Annotated in this window: 18 protein-coding genes; 16 read left to right on the forward strand and 2 right to left on the reverse strand. The window is 70.1% G+C overall.

Annotated features, from left to right (window positions below; genetic code table 11):
- Positions 1 to 117 precede the first annotated feature (117 nt).
- Positions 118 to 2568 carry a WD40 repeat domain-containing protein gene (locus ACWD0Y_RS05000; protein ID WP_450259072.1) on the forward strand — a complete coding sequence of 817 codons (2451 nt, stop codon included), beginning with the start codon at positions 118 to 120 and terminating at the stop codon, positions 2566 to 2568.
- Positions 2569 to 2677: 109 nt separating this feature from the next.
- The gene (locus tag ACWD0Y_RS05005) at positions 2678 to 3613 is read left to right on the forward strand and encodes a DUF5655 domain-containing protein (RefSeq protein WP_450259073.1); all 936 of its coding nucleotides are present in this window, start codon (positions 2678 to 2680) and stop codon (positions 3611 to 3613) included.
- A 99-nt stretch (positions 3614 to 3712) separates the two neighbouring features.
- Here ACWD0Y_RS05005 and ACWD0Y_RS05010 read toward each other — a convergent pair whose 3' ends face one another.
- Positions 3713 to 4462: a DNA-methyltransferase gene (locus tag ACWD0Y_RS05010; RefSeq protein WP_450259074.1), complete on the reverse strand. Its 750-nt coding sequence runs from the start codon at positions 4460 to 4462 to the stop codon at positions 3713 to 3715.
- Between the two features lie 637 nt (positions 4463 to 5099).
- Here ACWD0Y_RS05010 and ACWD0Y_RS05015 point away from each other — a divergent pair.
- From ACWD0Y_RS05015 to ACWD0Y_RS05080, 14 genes are all read left to right on the forward strand, one after another.
- On the forward strand, positions 5100 to 6227 hold the full coding sequence (locus ACWD0Y_RS05015; RefSeq protein ID WP_450259075.1) for a C40 family peptidase: 1128 nt from the start codon (positions 5100 to 5102) through the stop codon (positions 6225 to 6227).
- 71 nt (positions 6228 to 6298) lie between these two features.
- A complete protein-coding gene (locus tag ACWD0Y_RS05020; protein WP_039649441.1) occupies positions 6299 to 6607 on the forward strand; it encodes a DUF6112 family protein in 309 nt (102 codons plus the stop codon).
- Complete coding sequence (locus ACWD0Y_RS05025; protein ID WP_450259076.1) at positions 6607 to 7293, forward strand: hypothetical protein; 687 nt, start codon at positions 6607 to 6609, stop codon at positions 7291 to 7293. The genes ACWD0Y_RS05020 and ACWD0Y_RS05025 overlap by 1 nt, the downstream gene beginning before the upstream one ends.
- A gap of 31 nt (positions 7294 to 7324) precedes the next feature.
- On the forward strand, positions 7325 to 8695 hold the full coding sequence (locus ACWD0Y_RS05030; protein ID WP_450259077.1) for an SCO6881 family protein: 1371 nt from the start codon (positions 7325 to 7327) through the stop codon (positions 8693 to 8695).
- Between the two features lie 89 nt (positions 8696 to 8784).
- Positions 8785 to 10254, forward strand: coding sequence for an SCO6880 family protein (locus ACWD0Y_RS05035; RefSeq protein WP_450259078.1), 1470 nt, complete (start codon positions 8785 to 8787; stop codon positions 10252 to 10254).
- A 43-nt stretch (positions 10255 to 10297) separates the two neighbouring features.
- Complete coding sequence (locus ACWD0Y_RS05040) at positions 10298 to 10753, forward strand: DUF6238 family protein (RefSeq protein WP_450259079.1); 456 nt, start codon at positions 10298 to 10300, stop codon at positions 10751 to 10753.
- 19 nt (positions 10754 to 10772) lie between these two features.
- Positions 10773 to 12278, forward strand: coding sequence for an ATP-binding protein (locus ACWD0Y_RS05045; protein ID WP_450259080.1), 1506 nt, complete (start codon positions 10773 to 10775; stop codon positions 12276 to 12278).
- Between the two features lie 102 nt (positions 12279 to 12380).
- Positions 12381 to 12572, forward strand: a complete 192-nt coding sequence (locus ACWD0Y_RS05050; RefSeq protein ID WP_450259081.1) for a hypothetical protein — start codon at positions 12381 to 12383, stop codon at positions 12570 to 12572.
- A complete protein-coding gene (locus ACWD0Y_RS05055) occupies positions 12565 to 13929 on the forward strand; it encodes a hypothetical protein (protein ID WP_450259082.1) in 1365 nt (454 codons plus the stop codon). The genes ACWD0Y_RS05050 and ACWD0Y_RS05055 overlap by 8 nt, the downstream gene beginning before the upstream one ends.
- Before the next feature lie 88 nt (positions 13930 to 14017).
- On the forward strand, positions 14018 to 14476 hold the full coding sequence (locus ACWD0Y_RS05060) for a hypothetical protein (protein ID WP_450259083.1): 459 nt from the start codon (positions 14018 to 14020) through the stop codon (positions 14474 to 14476).
- Between the two features lie 26 nt (positions 14477 to 14502).
- Positions 14503 to 15276, forward strand: a complete 774-nt coding sequence (locus tag ACWD0Y_RS05065) for a hypothetical protein (protein WP_450259084.1) — start codon at positions 14503 to 14505, stop codon at positions 15274 to 15276.
- 33 nt (positions 15277 to 15309) lie between these two features.
- Positions 15310 to 15807: a hypothetical protein gene (locus ACWD0Y_RS05070; protein WP_450259085.1), complete on the forward strand. Its 498-nt coding sequence runs from the start codon at positions 15310 to 15312 to the stop codon at positions 15805 to 15807.
- Between the two features lie 14 nt (positions 15808 to 15821).
- Positions 15822 to 16529 carry a hypothetical protein gene (locus ACWD0Y_RS05075; protein ID WP_450259086.1) on the forward strand — a complete coding sequence of 236 codons (708 nt, stop codon included), beginning with the start codon at positions 15822 to 15824 and terminating at the stop codon, positions 16527 to 16529.
- Between the two features lie 29 nt (positions 16530 to 16558).
- Positions 16559 to 16996 carry a hypothetical protein gene (locus tag ACWD0Y_RS05080; RefSeq protein ID WP_450259087.1) on the forward strand — a complete coding sequence of 146 codons (438 nt, stop codon included), beginning with the start codon at positions 16559 to 16561 and terminating at the stop codon, positions 16994 to 16996.
- A gap of 15 nt (positions 16997 to 17011) precedes the next feature.
- Here ACWD0Y_RS05080 and ACWD0Y_RS05085 read toward each other — a convergent pair.
- Positions 17012 to 17871 (reverse strand): IS5 family transposase gene (locus tag ACWD0Y_RS05085; RefSeq protein ID WP_450259162.1). Its coding sequence is split into 2 segments (ribosomal slippage): positions 17012 to 17517 and positions 17517 to 17871, totalling 861 coding nucleotides; the frame shifts between segments, so codons are not numbered across the junction.
- Between the last annotated feature and the right edge of the window lie 99 nt (positions 17872 to 17970).

Raw genomic sequence — 17970 nt, forward strand, 5'->3', positions numbered from 1 at the left:
CGTACGGCGTGGCACACGAGCGAACACGCACTCTGTACGGTGGTGTTCGGCGAAATTCGGTCCTGTTCGGTAACCAGCGTCCTACGCTGAGCCCCACAGACCATCGGGGGGACGTACGTGGCGCATGAGGACGCTTCCAGGGCCGCGTTTGACCGCGAACTCGCGGGCTTCGCCGCCAACCTCCGGAAGCTGCAGGTCGATTGCGGCCGCCCCTCCCAGCGCGACATCAGCCGGGCCGCGCCCAAAGGGCAGTCGTTGTCACCCTCCGGGATCAGTGAAGCCCTCGGTGGAAAGCGCCTGCCCAGGCTCGACTACCTCATCGCCCTCGTCCAGGCAATACTGAGTCTTTCCAGCGACCGCCGGTCTCCAGTGAGCCGCGATGATCCGGCAGTCGAGTCATGGCGTAAGGAGTGGACCCGGCTCGAACAGCTGCGCATCGAGGTCCGCTACGCGCCCTCGGCATCCGAGCCGGTGCGGACGCCCGTCCCGGTTGACGCCTCACCGACCGCGCCGGCTCTCGATACGCCAGCCCTTCTGACAAACTCGCCTGCGCCGATGGAGAACAGCCGACGCCTGAGATTTCGTCCCGTGCTGCCGGTGCTGCCCCACTCCGGCTTCGTATGGTCGGTGGCATTTTCCCCCGATGGCAAGCTGATCGCCGCCGCCAGCGCCGCCGGAGTGGTGGCGCTCTGGGACCCCGCCACCCGCCTAGCTGTCGGTGAACCCATGATCGGTGGCGAGAGCACTATGAGGTCAGTCGTGTTCTCCCCCGACGGCAGCCTGCTCGCCGCCGCCAGCGATGACGGCAATGTGCGGCTTTGGGACCCGGTCACCCATGATGAGGTCGAAGTACTCCCGACCACGAAGGACATCGCGGTCACAGAGGTGGCGTTCTCCCCTGACGGCAGCCTGCTGGCCGCCGCCAGTTTCGATTGCACGGTGCGCCTTTGGGATGGTCACACCTACGCAGCCGTAGGTCAGCCGCTGACTGGCCACACCGGAGCCGTCACAGCGGTGAGGTTCTCCCCCGACGGCGGCCTGCTCGCCACCGCCAGCTTCGACGGCATGGTGCGCCTTTGGGACCCGACAACTCGCCAGACGGTGGGCAAGCCCTTGATAGGCCACTCCGGTACCGTCAGGTCAGTGGCTTTCTCCCCCAACGGCGACCTCCTCGCCACCGCGAGTGACGACGGCACGGTGCGCCTTTGGGACCGTGCCACCCACCATGCCGTCGGAGCGCCCCTCACCGGCCACACCGGCTCCGCCACGGCCGTCACGTTCTCCCCCGACGGCAGCCTGCTCGCCACCACCGACATCGACGGCATCGTGCGCCTTTGGGACCCAGCTACCCACCATGCCGTCGGAGCCCCCCTCACCGGCCACACCAGCTCCGCCACGGCCGTCACGTTTTCCCCGGACGGGAGCCTGCTCGCCACCGCTAGTTACGATCACACGGTGCGGCTATCGAAAGCCGAGGAGGCCCCGCCTGTGCCTATCCCGGCGCAACGTACGTGTCACGGCGAGGACTCCCACGAGAGCCTGATCACTGAGAACACCGAATTGAGAACTCGGCTCAACCTTCTGACCGCGCGGGGCCTCGCCAGTAGAAGTGTCCTCACCGCGCTCAAGAACGGTGAAGGTATCTCTCTGGCTCCTCTGATCGGCCATCGCGACGCGGTCCGGTCGGTGGTGTTCTCCCCCGACGGGACCCAACTCGCGACAGCCAGCGCCGACGACACGGTGCGGTTCTGGGACCCGGCCAAGAGGCGATCAGTCGGCAGACCCCTGACGAATCACCGTGACTCGGTAATGGCTGTGGCTTACTCCCCCGACGGCGCTCTGATCGCAACGGCGGACCGCGGCGGCGCGGTACGCCTGTGGGACGCTGCCACCCGGGTGCCGGCAGGTAGCCCGCTGGCCGACCACCTCGGCCCCATCACATCGGTGGTCTTCTCCCCCATCGGAACCCTGCTCGCCGTCGCCAACGACGGTGGCGCCGTGCGACTGTGGTCGCCAACTACCCAGCAGCCTTCCGGCGCCCCACTGATCAGCCACCACGGGCTCGTAACGGGGGTCGCTTTCTCCCCTGATGGCAAGTTGATCGCCACCTCCACCGATACCGGCGCAGTGCCGCTATGGGACGCAGCCAGTCGCACATCAACAGGCGAACTCCTCGGCGGCCACAGCGGCTCTGTCAGCTCCGTGGCCTTTTCCCCCGACGGCAACCTGATCGCCACCGCCGGTGATGATCACTCGATACAGCTATGGGATGCGACTACCCACCAGCCAGTTGGAAAGCCCCTGACCGGCCACGATGATGCCGTCGCGGCGGTGGCCTTTTCCCCCGACGGCAGCCTGGTCGCCACGGCCAGCAAGGATCGCACTGTGCGCCTTTGGGACCCGTCCACCCACCAACCCGTGGGAGAGCCTCTCACCGGCCATCATGATGCCGTGACGGCAGTCACTTTCTCCCCGGACAGTTCCGTGCTCGCCACCGCGAGCGTCGATCGCACCGTTCGGTTGTGGGTGCCTCCGTTGGTGAGCAGTCTCGTCGGATCTCGAGGTTGATCCGATAGAGCACGGAATAAATGTCAAGCCGCCCTCCCTCTGCCTAAGCGGAATATCCAGAGTCTCCCGTTGATTGCCCTTCTTGCGGAGATCGCGGGAGGGGGCGCTGGTGGCCGAGCTGATGCTGTTCCGGCAGGACGCGGACGGGCGGGATGTCGAGCTGTCCGGTTCGACGGTGGCGCTGGAGGTGGAGCTCCAGCGGCGGGTCGAGGCCGGTCTGGAGCAGATGCTCGGCATCCGGTTCGTGGCGTCGGAGTATGCGACCGGTCCGTGGCACCGGGGGCGGATCGACACCCTCGGGCTGGACGAGAACGGCAGCCCAGTCGTCATCGAGTTCAAGAAGGGTTCCGACAGCGGGGTGCTGTCGCAGGCCGTCTCGTATCTGTCCTGGCTACGTTCGGCGCAGCACGAGTTCGAGGCGCTGGTCCGGAAGATGCTGGGTGCGGAGGCCGCCGAGTCGATCGACTGGCGTCGGCCGCGGATGGTCTGCATCGCGGCCGGCTTCTCCCACCACGACCGGGTGGCCGTGCAGTGGCTGCCCGAGCGCATCGACCTGGTTCGCTACCGGGTCTTCGATGGCGGCCTGCTGAGCCTGCTGCTCGTCGACTCCTCGCCCGGCTCAGCGAGCGCCGCTTCGTCTCGGCGGAGCCGGGACCGGGACGCGGTGGTCGGCAACGCGCCGACGGCACCGGTGGTTCCCGCGCCGACTGGTGCTGGCCTCGTGCCAGAGTGCTTGCGGGACCTGTACGCGGAGCTGGACGAGGCGCTCACGGCGTGGGGCGAGGTCGAGGTGGCGCCGTTGCGACACTACATCGCCTACAGGCGGCTGGTGAACGTCGCATCGGTGATCTTCCGTCCGAAGCACGAGGCGATCCTGGTCTATCTCAGACTCGACCCGGACTCGGTCGTGCTGGAGGAGGGCTTCACCCGGGACATGCGCGGCATCGGGCACCTGGGGACCGGGGACCTGGAGGTACGTCTCGCCTCGGCGGCCGACCTGGAGAAGGCGGCGCCGCTGATCCGGCGGGCATTCGAGGCAGCCTGACGCAAACGAGAAGGGCGGCTGGTGCATCGGTAATTCGATGCACCAGCCGCCCTTCGGCGTCTGCGGCCCGCCGGCCCCGGGCTCTCGCCGCTCTCGTGATCACGCCTCAGGCCCGGCCAGGTCGAAGTCGTCCTTAGTCAGCTCGGCGCGGAGCCGCTGCTCGGCTATGTCGGCGTAGTGGTCAGAGAGCTCGACGCCGATGAACTTGCGGCCCTCGCGCAGGGCGGCGACGCCGGTTGTGCCGGAGCCGGTGAAGGGGTCGAGGACGGTTCCGCCCGGCGGGCAGATACGCACCAGCTCCCGCATCACCTCCACGGGCTTCTGCGTGATGTGCACGCGGTCCTTCCGAGGCTGGCTCGCGGTGTAGAGGCCGGGCAGGTAGACGGGATTCCGGTCGGGGTCGACCGGGCCCTTGGTGCCCCAGACGATGTACTCGCAGGACTGCTTGAGCCGTCCCTTCTGCGGTCGGGAGACCGGCTTGTGCCACGAGGCGATGCCGCGCCAGGTCCAGCCGGCGGCCTGGAGCGCGTCGGTGGTGGTGGGCAGTTGCCTCCAGTCGGTGAAGACGAGCGCGGCGCCCGACTCGGCGGTGGCCCGGTAGGACTCGGTGAGCAGGAGGGTGAGCCAGAAGCTGTACGAGCGCTGGTCGCGGTTCTCGCCGGGGAAGTTGGCGAGGTCGTGTTCGGCGTCGCCCGAGGTGTACTTCGCGCGGGCACTGCGGCCGGTTCGTTCGCCGCTGGTTCGGCCACCGCTGTTGTAGGGCGGGTCCGTGATCACGGCATCGACGCTGTTGTCGGGGATGCCGGCGAGGGCGGTCAGCGCGTCGCCTCGGTGCAGGGTGTACGGCATGGTGCGGTTCTCTCTTTCCGCGGGGACGGTCGTGCGGGATTCCGCGTTCCCGGAATACCGCGCACGTCGGCTTGATTCGCTCCCGGCAGCCACAGAAGCAGCCGCCTGCGGAGAGCGATGGGCTGGAGAGTAACCACCATTCCCGGCCGCACCTAATGGCCCTCTGCCGCCACATCACGGGCCTCGACTGCCAGACGAGGCGTCGTTTGGTGCGGCCGGAATTCGTCTCTACAGTCTCGCCGTGTTCGACGGACGGGGCTCAGCTCCCGCCCTGTTGAGCTGTGCTGATGCGTGTTACCTCGTCCAGGTGGCGGCACGGCAGCACTCACGAAACGGCCTGAGATTTCAGCGAGGGGGATTCTCCGTGTGGCGTGTGAGATTAAGAGCGCGGCTGGCTGCCGATCTCCAGTAACGGGGTTCCCAGGAGTCGGGAGTTAGCCGCTCCCGACCCTTGGAATCTCTATTCCCTGATCTCAGGTGTTGTGAATTTTCGACTGGTGCGGTGCCGGTGACCTTTCGACGAGAACGCTGGTGCCGCGCTGCCTACGAGTAAGGAGCTGCTGATGCAGCATGCCCAGGCACGCCCTTCCCCGACGTCCGACTCCTGCGACCTCTGCTCGGCGGACGGCCCGCGGCCGTGAAGGCGGGCGCGGCAATAGTCGGGTCCGTGGCTCTTGGGCCACTGCTGCTGATCGCCCCGCTCGCGATGGCTCTGGCCGGCGCGAGCAGTGCCCAGGCCGCCTGTGCGAGCGGCGATGCGCAGGCTGTGGATTCCGCGGCGGTCGCCAAGCAGGTGGAGTCGATCCTCAAGGGCGGCGGCAAGGCCGCGGTGTTGGTCCCGGGGCTGGACGATCCCGCAGTGCAGATCCCGAACGCCAGGACGATCCAGGCCACGGGCGTCGCCATGAAGGTACCGGCCCGGGGGCAGGCTGTGGCTCTGGCCACGGCCCTGCAGGAGTCAGGGCTGCGGAATCTGGACTACGGCGACCGGGATTCACTCGGCCTGTTCCAGCAGCGCCCAAGCCAGGGCTGGGGAACGGCCCAGCAGGTCCGCGATCCGGTGCACGCCTCGACGAGGTTCTACGAGGCTCTACTCAAGGTCCCAGGCTGGCAGTCCATGACCGTCACGCAAGCGGCGCAGGCGGTCCAGAAGAGCGGCTTTCCTGCCGCCTACGCCAAGTGGGAGCCGCTGGGCACGGCTCTACAGCAGGCCATCGCCACGTCGCTGTCGGAGGGGTCGAGTTCCGACGGAGGCGACGAGGGCGAGCAGACGGATGCGGCTCCCGGCGGGTGCGGCACTGGTGAGGACGGGGCCAAATTCGGTCCGATCCCCGCAGGCTCCGTCCCCAAGGACTACAAGATCCCGGCTGATGCGCCCAAGTCGGTCCGCACCGCCATCCGCTGGGGTCTCGGTCAGCTCGGCACTCCGTATCAGTGGGGTGGCGCGTGCACCGATCCGCGCGGCCAGGACCCGATGGGCCGCTGCGACTGCTCGTCCCTGATGCAGATGTCGTACAAGGCCGGGGGCGTCTCGATCTCCCGGACCACGTACACGCAGGTCAAGGAGGGTAAGGCGGTCAGCGTCGACGCCCTCAAGCCGGGCGATCTCCTCTTCACCCGGGGCACGGCCCAAGTCCCGGAACACGTCGGGATGTTCATCGGCGACGGCCTGATCCTGCACGCACCGCGCACTGGTGACGTGGTCAAGCTCTCGACCCTCGCCGACTGGCGGCCGGACGTGCTCGCCGCCCGCCGGATCGTCTGACCGGCCCCCTCTCTCCCTCTCGCTCCTCCCCTTCCGGGCCTTCGCGCGCCCATATTCGTACTGGAGTTCCAATGAAGCTCATTCAGCACGCCCAGATGCTGGCGTACAACCCTGGCGTCACGCCGAGCGAGGGCGGCCTGCCTGGTCTCGACGTCCTGAAGAAGGTCATGGGCAGCATCAACCTGTTCGGCATCATCGCCACGGTCGGCGCTCTCGCGATCTCCGCCATCGTCTGGGCCTGGGGTCACCACAGCGGAGGCCACCAGGCCGAGGCCAACGGCAAGAAGGGCACGGTCGTCGCCGCCGGCTGCGCTCTGCTGCTCGGCGCGGCCAACGGCGTCGTCGCGTTCTTCTCGGCGATGGGGACGCAGGTTCACTGATGTCGAAGAATCGTTTCCCTTCCGCCAGGGAGCGGAGGCACGGAGCCCCGTCCTCGGTTCTGCGCCGCGCCTCGATCGGCGGCATCGTCCTCGCTGTCCTGCTGGCCGTCGCCGGTCTGGTCGCGTACGTCACCCGTGCGGAGAGCCCGGCCGCGCCGAAGGCCACTCCCTCGCCGGCGTCCTCTTCGACGTCGCCTTCCCCTGCCGCCACCACGCACGCCGGGGTGGCGGTGGCCGCGCCGCCCAGGACGACGGATCCGATCGAGTTCGCCAAGGCCGCCACCAAGGTTCTGTGGACGTACGACACCCGGTCGTTCTCGCAGGCCGAGCACCTGGCCGGTCTCAAGCAGTGGATGACCAGCGAGAAGAAGTACGCGGACTGGAAGTCGGTCTCGGACCAGGTGCCCAGCCCGGTGCTGTGGTCGCGGATGCACGACAACGGGCAGCACGCCGACGCCACGATCGGCGAGGGCCACTTCCCGCAGGCGTTCAAGACCGCCCTGGCCCAGGACCCCGGCGCGATCACCGAGGCGTACGTCTACGCCGTCACGGTCACCGGCAAGCAGTCCATCGCCTGGAAGGGCTCCGGTGCCGGAGCCGAGTCCCGCTCGACGACCCTCGCCGTCCAGTGCCGACCGGACCGCGACTGCGCCCTCGTCGGCGTCCTGCCGAACGTCGCGCCGTGATCGCCCTCAACCTGTGTAAGGAGGTGCCCTCATGGGGGCTTGCGACCTTCCTCTGATGAGTACGGTCTGCGACACCGTCGGCGGTGTCGTCGGCGCGACCGGTGAAGCTGTCACCGACGGCATCGGCGCCTGGATCGCCAAGTCGATGGGCGAGATGGCCCAGGCCGCGGCGGACCTGGCCTCGAAGGCCGTCGACAAGACCACCGCCATCGATCTCAACGCCGAATGGTTCAGGAGCAACTACGAGCTGATCCTGCCCATCGGCCTCATCCTCACCGTCGGCACGTTCTGCCTGCAACTCACCCGCGCCGCCTGGCGCCGGGACGAACGAGCCCTCGCTCAGGCCGTGTACGGAACCGTGGCCGGCGTCCTGTTCGCCTTCGCCGCCATCGCCTGCACCACCGTCGCGATTACCGTGGTCGACGCGCTCAGCGCCGGCCTGTTCCAGGCGGCCAACAGTTCCGTGGACGAGGCGGTACGCCGCATCATCAAGGTCAACGAGCTGGGGGCGATGTACGGCCTGGGCTGGGGCGTCCCTGCCCTCGTCGCACTCGGTTGCGCGGTGGGCGCCTTCCTCTACTGGGCGGTGATGGTCGCCCGTAAGGTCGGCATCCTGGTCCTGGTCACCCTGGCCGTGTTCGCCGGGGCCGGCGGCGGCTGGGAGGTCGCGCGGCGCTGGCGGCGCGGCTGGATCGAGGCGACCAGCACCCTGATCGTCTCCAAGCTCCTGATGACCATCGTGTTCCTGCTGGGCGTCTCCGCCATGGGCAAGACCGACGCGAGCGACGGGCTCAGCGCCCTGTCGGACGCGATCGCGGGCATCGTCGTGATGGTCCTGGTGCTGCTCTGCCCCTACGCCACGTACAAGTTCGTGCACTGGGCTGCCGACGGCGGCGGCCACGACGATGTGCACCGCACCGGTGTCGCCGGCATGGCGGTCGCAGCGGGTGCGGCGAAGACCGCGGGGCAGCTCGCGGTCCAGGCCGGCACGGGAATGCGGGCTCCGCAGGGGCCGGCGAAGGTGCCGGGCCAGGGCTCCGGTGGCGTCGCCTCCGGGATCGACCCAACGGGTGGATCCGGTGGTGAGGCCAAGCCGAAGCAGACCCACTTCCGCTTCGGTGCGGATCCGAGTGCGACCGGCGACAAGGGCCGGGCGCTGATCCGCCGTCCTCCCACGGACGGCGACCGCGGAGTCCCGCTCATCCAGCGCCCCGGTGGAAGCGAGGCGTCCGACTCGGCGCCGACGGTCTCCGGGCCCACGCCACAGGGCGCCTCGGTCTCGGCGCCGCAGGTCACGCACCTGGACCCGCCGGCACTGCGGCGCAGCGGTCCTCCTCCGCAGGGTGGCGCCACCCCGCAGCGGTGGATCTATCCCGGGCCAGCGGACCGCTCGGGCTCGTAGCCCGGAGCTGACGGGGTGGGCCGAGGCCCGCCCGGCCCACCCCGTCTTCCTCTTCTTCTTTCTCCTCATGCTCCAAGGACGGCTTCGCCATGCTCTCTGACGCTTCTCACCCCGACGGTCCGGCCACCGTCAAGTTCCCTCACCGCTCGCGCCGTGGCGTGCTGCTCGGTCTGTCGGCCCCTCAGCTGATCGTCGTCGCGGTCTGCGGTCTGCTCCTGCTCGGGGTGCTGCTCACCTCCGATGTGACCGGGGCGCTCAAGCTCGTACCGCTGTGGGCCGTCCTCCTCGCGGCGGTCTTCATCCGCCACCGCGGACGGGCGCTCGCCGACTGGGCGCCGATCGCGATCCGATACGCGCTGCGCCGCTTCCGGGGGCAGCTGGTCTGGCTCGCCCGGCCGTCCACCCGGCCACGGCGAGAGGGTCTGCTCTACCTGCCCGGCACGGCCGCGTCCCTGCGGGTGGTGTCCTCATCGGACGGCCGCCTCGGTGCGGTGCACGATCCGCACCACGGCACCCTCACGGCCGTGGTGAAGGTCTCCTCCCGCGCCTTCGCCCTGCTCGACCCGGCCGCGCAGGCGGGCAACGTCTCCGGCTGGGGCCGCACGCTGGCCGCGCTCTCGCGCAGCGGGCACATCGCCCGTGTCCAGGTGCTGGAGCGCACGGTCCCCGACTCCGGCGACGCGCTCAACCGCTACTGGCAGGAGCACGGCAACGCCCAGACCCCGCTCGCCGGTCCGATCTACGGCGACCTGCTGGCCGCCGCAGGCCCCGCCGCCGCCCCGCACGAGGCGTACGTCGCCCTCGCCCTCGACCTCAAGGCCGCCCGCCGTCTGATCAACCAGGCCGGCGGCGGACTCACCGGAGCCTTCGCCGTACTGGCCCAGCTCGCCTCCACCTTCGACCAGTCCGCCCGTACCTCCGGGCTCACACCGAATGGCTGGCTGCCCGCGCGCGAGATCGCCGCCGTGATCCGTACCGCGTACGACCCCAAGGCGTCGGCTGGCCTCGACCGGTGGTCCGACTCGGGCCGTCCGCAGGCCGACCCCGCTGCCGCCGGACCGGTCGTCCTGGTCGAGAAGGCCGACCGTATCCAGACCGACTCGGCCCACCACGCCACGTTCTGGATCGAGAACTGGCCGCGCATCGAGACCAGCCCCGGCTTCCTCCACCAGCTCCTGTTCACCACCGGCGTGCGCCGCACCCTCTCGCTGACTTACGAGCCCAAGGAGCTGGACGCCGCCCTGAAGGACGTACAGCGCAAGAAGGCCACCGTGATCGCGGACGCCGCCGAGCGTGCCCGCAAGGGCCAGGTCGACTCCGAGGAGGACTCGGTCGAGTACGCCGACATCAAGCAGCGCGAGCGCCAGCTCATCGCCGGACACGCCGACGTCGCCCTCACCGGCCTGCTCACCGTGAGCGCGGACACCCGCGAGGAGCTCAACGCCGCCTGCGCCGCCGTCGAGACCGCGGCCGTCGCCGCCCTCATCGACCTGCGCCTGCTGACCTGGCAGCAGGCCGAAGCCTTCACCAACGCCGCTCTGCCGCTCGCTCGCCCGTAGCACGGCCCAGCACCACCGACCGCGCTCTACCGAAGGGCACCCCATGCCGACCGAGCCCCTGCCCGAACTGGCTTCGGACTTCGTCCCGTTCGCCACCGCCGCGCTCGACTTCCACCGGGCCATCAACATGCCCGTCGCCCCGGTCGCCGCCAGCCGCACCGAACTGGACTCCCTGCACGCCCATCTGGTCGCCCTGTACGGGCTGCTGGATGCGCACACCGCGCGGACCGCCCCGGTGGCCGGCGTCGAGGGCGATCACCTGAGGGCCTGCCGTGTCCGGCTGTGGCAGGCAGCCGAGCACCTCCACGCCGCCTATCACGCGGCCCCGCAGCGAGTCACCGGCCGCCTCCCCCCGCAGGAGGCGTGCCGGGCCCGCCTTCCCGAGGGCACACCCGACCTCACCGTGTGCCAGCGCCACCTGGCCACCGCCGCCCGCGTCCGCCGTGACCACACCCCGGCCGACCTGCGCGGCCCGTTCACCGGCCTGATCCACCACTGACCACCGGAGCACCACCGCCATGCCCACCCGAACCACCCGCGCCAGCGCCAGTCCGCTGTTCGTCCCCCGCAAGACCAACCGTCGCACGGCCCGCGCCGCTCGCGACCAGTTCGCTGCCGCCCGCGACAAGGCCCGTCACGCCGCCCGGCCAGAAGCCCGCCGCACCGCGACCGGCATCGATCCCGAGCTGCGCGCCACCTACCCGGCCGCCGGCCGACCGGGTCCCGCCTCCGCCCGCGGCGGCCGGCTCAAGCTCCCCGCCCACCGGATGACCACCGCCACCGCGTCCGGCGCCTACCCCTTCCTCGCCGAGGGCGGTCTGGGCGCCCAGGGCATCTATGTGGGCCGCGACGTGCACGCGGAGGCCGCCTTCACCTACGACCCGTTCGCGCTGTACGGGCGGCTCGACGGATTCACGAACCCGAACATCCTGCTCGCCGGGATCATCGGCATGGGCAAGTCCGCCCTGGCCAAGTCCCTCGCCGTGCGCGCCGTCGCCTTCGGCTACCGCATCTACGTGCCGTGCGACCCCAAGGGCGAATGGACCGTGGTCGCCCAGTCGCTGGGCGGGCAGACCATCGCCCTCGGCCCCGGCCTTCCCGGCCGGCTGAATCCGCTCGACGCCCCGGCTAGGCCGTACGGCGTCAGCGAGGAGGACTGGGCCGGCGAGGTCCGCAAGCGGCGCCTGCTGCTCCTCGGCTCGCTCGCGAAGACCGTTCTGCGGCGTGACCTGCACCCGATGGAGCACACCGCCCTCGACGTGGCACTCGACCAGGCAGTCACCCACGCCGGGGCCGTCGGCACCACCCCGCTGCTCGGCGACGTCGCGTACGTGCTCGGCGCGCCCGAGCGGCTCAACGCCGCACTCGGTGACCTGTCCGGACGCCTCGGACGGGCGGCCGAGGACCTGGCCCACGCACTGCGGCGCCTCGTCCATGGCGACCTGGCCGGCATGTTCGACGCGCCGAGCACCGTGGCCTTCGACCCGGCCGCGCCGATGCTCTCCATCGACCTGTCCCGCCTCGGAGGCACCGGCGACGACACCGCACTCGTCCTCGCGATGACCTGTGCCTCCGCGTGGATGGAGTCCGCGCTCGCCGACCCCACCGGCGGACGGCGCTGGGTGATCTACGACGAGGCATGGCGCGTGATGCGGCACGTCGCCCTGCTGGAACGCATGCAGAGCCAGTGGAAGCTCAGCCGGGGCCTCGGCATCGCCAACATGATGGTCATCCACCGCCTCAGCGATCTGCTCACCGCGGGCGACGCCGGCTCCCGGGGGCGTGCCCTCGCCGAGGGGCTGCTCACCGACTGCTCCACCCGGATCATCTACCGCCAGGAAGTCGACCAACTCGGCTCCGCCGCAGCCCTGCTGGGGCTCACCGGCGTGGAGACCCAGGCCGTCTCCGCCCTCACCAAGGGGCGCGGCCTGTGGAAGGTCGCGGGCCGGTCGTTCATTACTCAGCATCTGCTCCACCCGCACGAGCGCGAGCTGTTCGACACGGACGCCCGGATGCATACCTGAGCCGTCCGCTCCCGTTCACGCCCGGGGGAGCCGGCCCGCGCCGCTCCGGCTCCCCCTCGCCCGTCGTCACATCAAGCCCTCCGCACAGGAAGTCGCCCCGCCATGCACCTGAAGCGCACGATCCGTCGCGGCCTGCGCCGCCTCGTCCAGCTCTACGCCGACGCCGCCCGCGCCCACACCGCACACGGCCATGCCTCCGCAACCCCCAGCCCGTGTGATCCCGTGGACGCGACATGGCGAGGGACCGACCGACGCCCCGACGCGCACGACGAGGGCGAGCCCCGCCATGGCTGAGCTGGCATGGATCACGCTGGGCAAGCACCCGCGGCACGGCCTCACCGCCGCCACCATCCACGACGACTTCGGCTCCGCGAACCGGCTGCTGCTCGATGCCGGATTCTCCACCGGGCATCCCGACTTCGCCTATGTCCTCGGCGACAGCCGTCCGGACGAGGTCCGGGCGACGCTTCAGCAGCTCTACAGCGCTGTGGCCAGCCACTACGTCGCCATCGACGACGCCTCGCTCGACGGTTCCATGCCCACCAACCCGGCGCCGCCCCGTGGTTCAGAGCCCGCGCACCCTCCGACCCCGTCACCGCGCCGGCCGGACTCGCGGGCCGATCTTGCGGAGTTCGCCGAGGAACTGTCGGGCCGACTCCCCGGCTCCTGGACTTCCGCCGTCCACGAACACGTTGCAGAGGAAGGCCAGCTCCTGCTCAGCAAACGGGTATGGGATTACGGCCACGTGAGCTGGGCCCTCTCCGAATTCACCACACATCGAAGCGCCGTACTCACCAGTGACTCTGGCATCGAGCTCCTGGTCACCGACCGCCCCCTGCGCAAGCACGAGTTCCTGGTCGCCGCGTTCGTGCCACGAGGCAGCGGGTTCGACACCACCACGAGGACACCTAACGGCATCGTCGTGAGCACCGACCCGGTGCGAGCGGCCTTCCGAGTGACAACCCGCCTGCTGCCTCGGTACCAGGAGGCCGTCCGCGAGACCCGGCTCAGCCAAGTCGCCAAGTCGGTGGCTGCCGGCCAGCGCGTTCTGGCCGAATGGGACGCGGTCTCGGACAGCCTGTGCGATGCCGATCACTGGCCGCTCGACGAGCGGTACGGCCTGCGCCAACAGGTACGGGACGCGGAAATGTGGGCGCAGTTCGCTCCCTTCCTCGAGCACGGTCCCACCCTGGTCGCGCACGCCGAGGAAGAGCTTCCTCTCCTTGATCCTGCGGAGCGTGCGGCCGGGCGCTGGGCGTACCGGCTCCGTGCCTTGCGCGAGGCACTGGACGGCGGCGCCCGGGTGCAGGCCGAGTTCCAAGTGGTCGCCGAGGCGCTCCTGCCCGACCATCCTCGCTCGAAGGCGGTGTTCGCGGACGCCGTGGCCATGCGCAACGCCGAGGGCTGGCACTACTCCCTGACCTGGATGGACAACGCCGGCGTCCTCGTCGACATCGCGCGCGCCGACAAGGCGCCGCCCGCGCCACCGACCCGACCGCTCCGTGCGCAGCCGGTCCGGTCGACACGCGCCGAGGCTGCCCTTTCCTGGTCACCACACGCCGCTCGCCAGATCACCGCGGCGATCGAGAAGAACGCCGGTCCGCCGGCTACCCGCTTCTTCAACTCCAGCAGGCCGCCGCGCTCACGCTGACTAGCGCGAATCCACGGCCACACCAAATCCGCCTTTCGGCCGCATCCTCGTCCTCCGCACGGCCCCGACCTCTGCGAGGTGCATCTTCGTGGCGGAAACACGTCCGCACATCACCGTCGGCCATCACGACCAGTACGGCGTCGTGGCGGCGACGTCGCACGACAACCACGTCGCCGAGCACATCCTGCGGCTCGTCGGCTTCGAGCGGCTGCCCGGCAGCACTCTGTACGGGCTGACCGATCCGCAGCGTGACCCAGTACGGCGCGGGGCGCAGGCGGTCCAGTCCCTGCGGGCCGCGCAGTACAGGGTCAAAGCCGATGTCGCGTACGACCTCCAGCCCCATACCCGGCTCGGCACGGGCCGGGGCCTCCTGGAGCGACTGGAGAAACCTTCCGCCTCAACGGTGACGCCCTCGGCCCAGCAGCGCCGCTCCCAGGCCGCCACCGCCGTCTCCCCGGCCCGCGCGGGTGCGCCGCTGGCGCGGCCCGCCGCCGCAGTCGAGTACCGCCCCGCCCCCTCCGCCCCGCAGCCGGTCCGCACCCGCTAGACCGCCCCTACCAAGGAGCCCGCGCGATGACTCTGCAACTCGAACCGGACGTCGCGTTCGGAATGCACCCCGACTACGGGGTGGCCGCCGCCGTCGCGGACGCCCGACCGTTCCTCGACGAGGTCCTGCGCAAGCACCACTTCCGCTACAGCGAGTACCTCGACGTCTACCTCCTGGCGGACAACACTCCCCACAACATGGCGGTACGGACCGTGGCCAGGGCGACCCGCGAATTCCAGGACGCCGGTCTGTCCGTCGCAGCCGATCCCAGGATCATGATCCCGCCGCCGGTCCCGACTCCGGATGGTGTCCCGGCGCGGGCGACACGGCCCGGCCAGTCCCTGACTGCGCTGACCGGCGAACTGCACGAGCTGCGTCGCGCGGCGGACGTCTCCGAGGTCCTGGGCGAGATCCTCGACGAACACCACGGCGTCGTGCTCGACCTGGAGGAGTTCATTGACACGGCCGCCGCCTGGTGTGAGCGGCTCGACACTCCGAACGGTCACGAGCTGGGCCTTCATCTGCGCAACATCGCCCATCACGTCGCCTTCCTCGGCGACCAACTCGTCGGCGCCCAGCTCGAACTGGCCGTCATGCCCGACGTGACCCCCGAGAACGCCCCGCCCCTGGCCGAGGTGCCGCTGCCCGAGCGGCAGGAGTGGCTCCGGGTCACGCACACCGCGCGAGCGCGCGCCGCCATGGCGTCGTCCCCCAACCGCCCGGCCAACGCCCCGAAGCCGCAGGACGAGCCGGTGCCGCGCCTCCAGGCCACGCCGACCGCCCCGATTCGTACGCGCTGATCCGCCCTTTCCGACGTTCAAGGAGTCCGGCTCATGGCCGTGAAGAAGTTCTGGACCATCGACCACGCCTGCGGTCACACCGCCGAGGCCGATCTCTCCGACCGTCCGGCCGACCGCCGTGCCGGATACGCCCGCTGGCTCGGCGGCCGGGACTGCGCCGACTGCTGGCGAGCCTCCCGCCAGGAGGACACCGAGGCCACGGCCGAGTGGCTCGCGAAGCAGAGGGTGACCGAGCAGGCCGAGGCCGAGGCGTGGTCCGAGCAGTACCGCATGCCTCCGCTGGACGGCACCGACCGCGCGGTCGCCTGGGCGACCCGCTGTCGCCACCAGCTGGTCTCCTCCGCGTACACCGCGCTCGTCGTCGAGGGAACCACGAGCGAAGCGGAGTGGGAGGCCATCGAGAACGCCGTACGGCCGCTGACCCGCGCCGGCTGGTGGCTCGATCAGCGCGATGCCGACCCCGCGGACCTGCCCGAGCTGCTGGACGCCGCCTCCGCGAGCGACCGGCCGACCGAGAACCCCCACTTCTGAACGGACCCCCTGCGATGCCCACCCCGCCCGACGTCGTCATCACACGCCATCCGACCGGCAATGTCACCGCCGAAGGCGGAGACGAACTCGCCACCACACTCCTCAAGCGCGCGGGCTTCGTCATCGAGACGACGCCCCGGTCCTTCTGGTATCGCCTGCCCTGGGACATGGGCGAAGCCCACGAGAACCAGATGGCTAGCCACGCGGCCCGCATGCTCACCGCCGTCGGCTACCGCGTCGACCTCGGTCCCGATCTGCACGTGGGCCCCCTCACCACGCCCTCCGACCCCCAGGGCAAACACGTCCACGGCCACCAGATCCTGCGGCTGACCGACGAACTCAACGGCACCAAGGCGTACGAGACTGCCGCTGATCTCGCGGAGCACGTCCTGGACCCCCACGATGGTGTGCTCGTCCGCCTCAGTGAGTTCTTCGAGGCCGCCGCCGAGCAGGCCAAGGCATCCGAGACCGATGCCGGTTGGGATCTGTCGTACGACTTCGCGGAAGCCGCCGCGACGCTCACCGCCCTCGGCGAAGACCTGCACGACGCCACCGACCAGCTGCGCTCACTCAATCGGCCGGCGAAGCCGAGCTGGCAGGCACGGGTCGCCAACTACTACGCGACCACCCAGGCCACCCAGCGCACCGGAACACCCGCCGTCACGCCCGAGGCGTCCGCTGCCGCTCCACCGCCCGCGTCCAGGCCGAACCGAACGCGCTGACCAATCCCCTTCATCAGAGAGGCCGTTGCGTGTCCTTCCTGCACGACGAGTACGGAACCGACGCCGAGATCTACCGCAAGCCGTTCAGCAACGAGGTGATCGCCGACTGCGGTGACCCGCGCGCCCACGAGGTGCTTGTCGCGTGCGGCTTCGTGAAGCAGACCGTTCCGCCGCACTACGCCTGGCACCAGCTGCCCGAGGGACTGTCCGAGGAGGAACAGAATCGGCGCGCCACGCGCGCCGCGTGCCTCCTGCGCGCACGAGGCTTCGACGCGAACGTCGCCGAGGACCTGGTCTCCGAGGAAGCCGTCGCCGCCGTACGCGAAGAGGTCCGGCTACAGCGGATCAGCGGCGCGGCCACGTCGTCCTCGCCGACCGCCGGCCCGGTCGCGCCACCGGCACGCCCGGACGCCTCAGCCCCGGCCGCGCCTGCGGCTCCCTCCACCTCCGCCCACCGCAGCCGCTAGGCCGATTCGTTTGGATCATCGGGCGGACCAGAGGAAGATGGCCGCGATGTGCAGTCCTGCCAGGTAGATGGTCGCGGTCTTCTCGTAGCGGGTCGCGATGCCGCGCCACTGCTTCAAGCGGTTGATGCATCGTTCGACGGTGTTGCGTTGCTTGTATGCCTCGCGGTCGAAGGCCGGTGGTCTGCCGCCCCGGCTGCCTCGACGTAGTCGGTGACCCCGCTGGTCTGCCGGAACGGGGATCACTGCCCGGATTCCGCGCTTGCGCAAGTGCTCGCGGATGGCGCGTGAGGAGTACGCCTTGTCGGCCAGGACTACATCCGGTCTGGTGCGGGGCCGTCCGCGGCGGCGTGGAACGCGCAAGCGTGCCATCACCTGGGTGAAGGCGGGCGCGTCACCGGACTGTCCGGCGGTGAGAACGAAAGCGAGTGGCCGGCAGCGGGCGTCCGCCGCGAGGTGAATCTTCGTGGTCAGTCCGCCGCGGGACCGGCCGATGGCATGGTCGTGCGGCTCGCCGGCCGGGGCCCCTTTTTGCGGGCCCCGGCCGCGTGCTGGTGGGCACGCACGATCGTGGAGTCCACCGAAACAACCCAGTTCAGATCCTCATCGGCGTCCGCCTGGGCCACCAGAGCGGTGAACACCCGCTCCCAGGTGCCATTGACGGCCCACATGCGAAGCCGGTTGTAGACACCCTTCCAGTTCCCGTACTGCTCGGGCAGATGGACCCACTGCGATCCGGCCTGGAACTTCCAGGCGATCGCATCGATCACCTCTCGGTGGTCCCGCCACCGACCACCCCGCTTCGGCGACCGGTCGGGAAGCAACGGCTCGATCCGCGCCCACTGCGCGTCAGTCAACGGCACACCCAGACCAACGATCAGATGATCCGAACGAAACGGCCTAGGAGCCCCTGTGATCACCAGAAGAACCCGCCGACCCCAGCCCATCGCCCCTCTCGCACCACGTAACGGGACCGC

It is taken from the genome of Streptomyces altiplanensis (assembly GCF_053591575.1).

Excerpts from the sequence above, each read along its gene's own strand:
- ACWD0Y_RS05070 (WP_450259085.1), top strand. The coding sequence starts at position 15,310 with ATGGCCGTGAAGAAGTTCTGGACCATCGACCACGCCTGCGGTCACACC.
- ACWD0Y_RS05040 (WP_450259079.1), top strand. The coding sequence starts at position 10,298 with ATGCCGACCGAGCCCCTGCCCGAACTGGCTTCGGACTTCGTCCCGTTC.
- ACWD0Y_RS05075 (WP_450259086.1), top strand. The coding sequence starts at position 15,822 with ATGCCCACCCCGCCCGACGTCGTCATCACACGCCATCCGACCGGCAAT.
- ACWD0Y_RS05065 (WP_450259084.1), top strand. The coding sequence starts at position 14,503 with ATGACTCTGCAACTCGAACCGGACGTCGCGTTCGGAATGCACCCCGAC.
- ACWD0Y_RS05035 (WP_450259078.1), top strand. The coding sequence starts at position 8,785 with ATGCTCTCTGACGCTTCTCACCCCGACGGTCCGGCCACCGTCAAGTTC.
- ACWD0Y_RS05020 (WP_039649441.1), top strand. The coding sequence starts at position 6,299 with ATGAAGCTCATTCAGCACGCCCAGATGCTGGCGTACAACCCTGGCGTC.
- ACWD0Y_RS05030 (WP_450259077.1), top strand. The coding sequence starts at position 7,325 with ATGGGGGCTTGCGACCTTCCTCTGATGAGTACGGTCTGCGACACCGTC.
- ACWD0Y_RS05045 (WP_450259080.1), top strand. The coding sequence starts at position 10,773 with ATGCCCACCCGAACCACCCGCGCCAGCGCCAGTCCGCTGTTCGTCCCC.
- ACWD0Y_RS05010 (WP_450259074.1), bottom strand. The coding sequence starts at position 4,462 with ATGCCGTACACCCTGCACCGAGGCGACGCGCTGACCGCCCTCGCCGGC.
- ACWD0Y_RS05055 (WP_450259082.1), top strand. The coding sequence starts at position 12,565 with ATGGCTGAGCTGGCATGGATCACGCTGGGCAAGCACCCGCGGCACGGC.
- ACWD0Y_RS05025 (WP_450259076.1), top strand. The coding sequence starts at position 6,607 with ATGTCGAAGAATCGTTTCCCTTCCGCCAGGGAGCGGAGGCACGGAGCC.
- ACWD0Y_RS05050 (WP_450259081.1), top strand. The coding sequence starts at position 12,381 with ATGCACCTGAAGCGCACGATCCGTCGCGGCCTGCGCCGCCTCGTCCAG.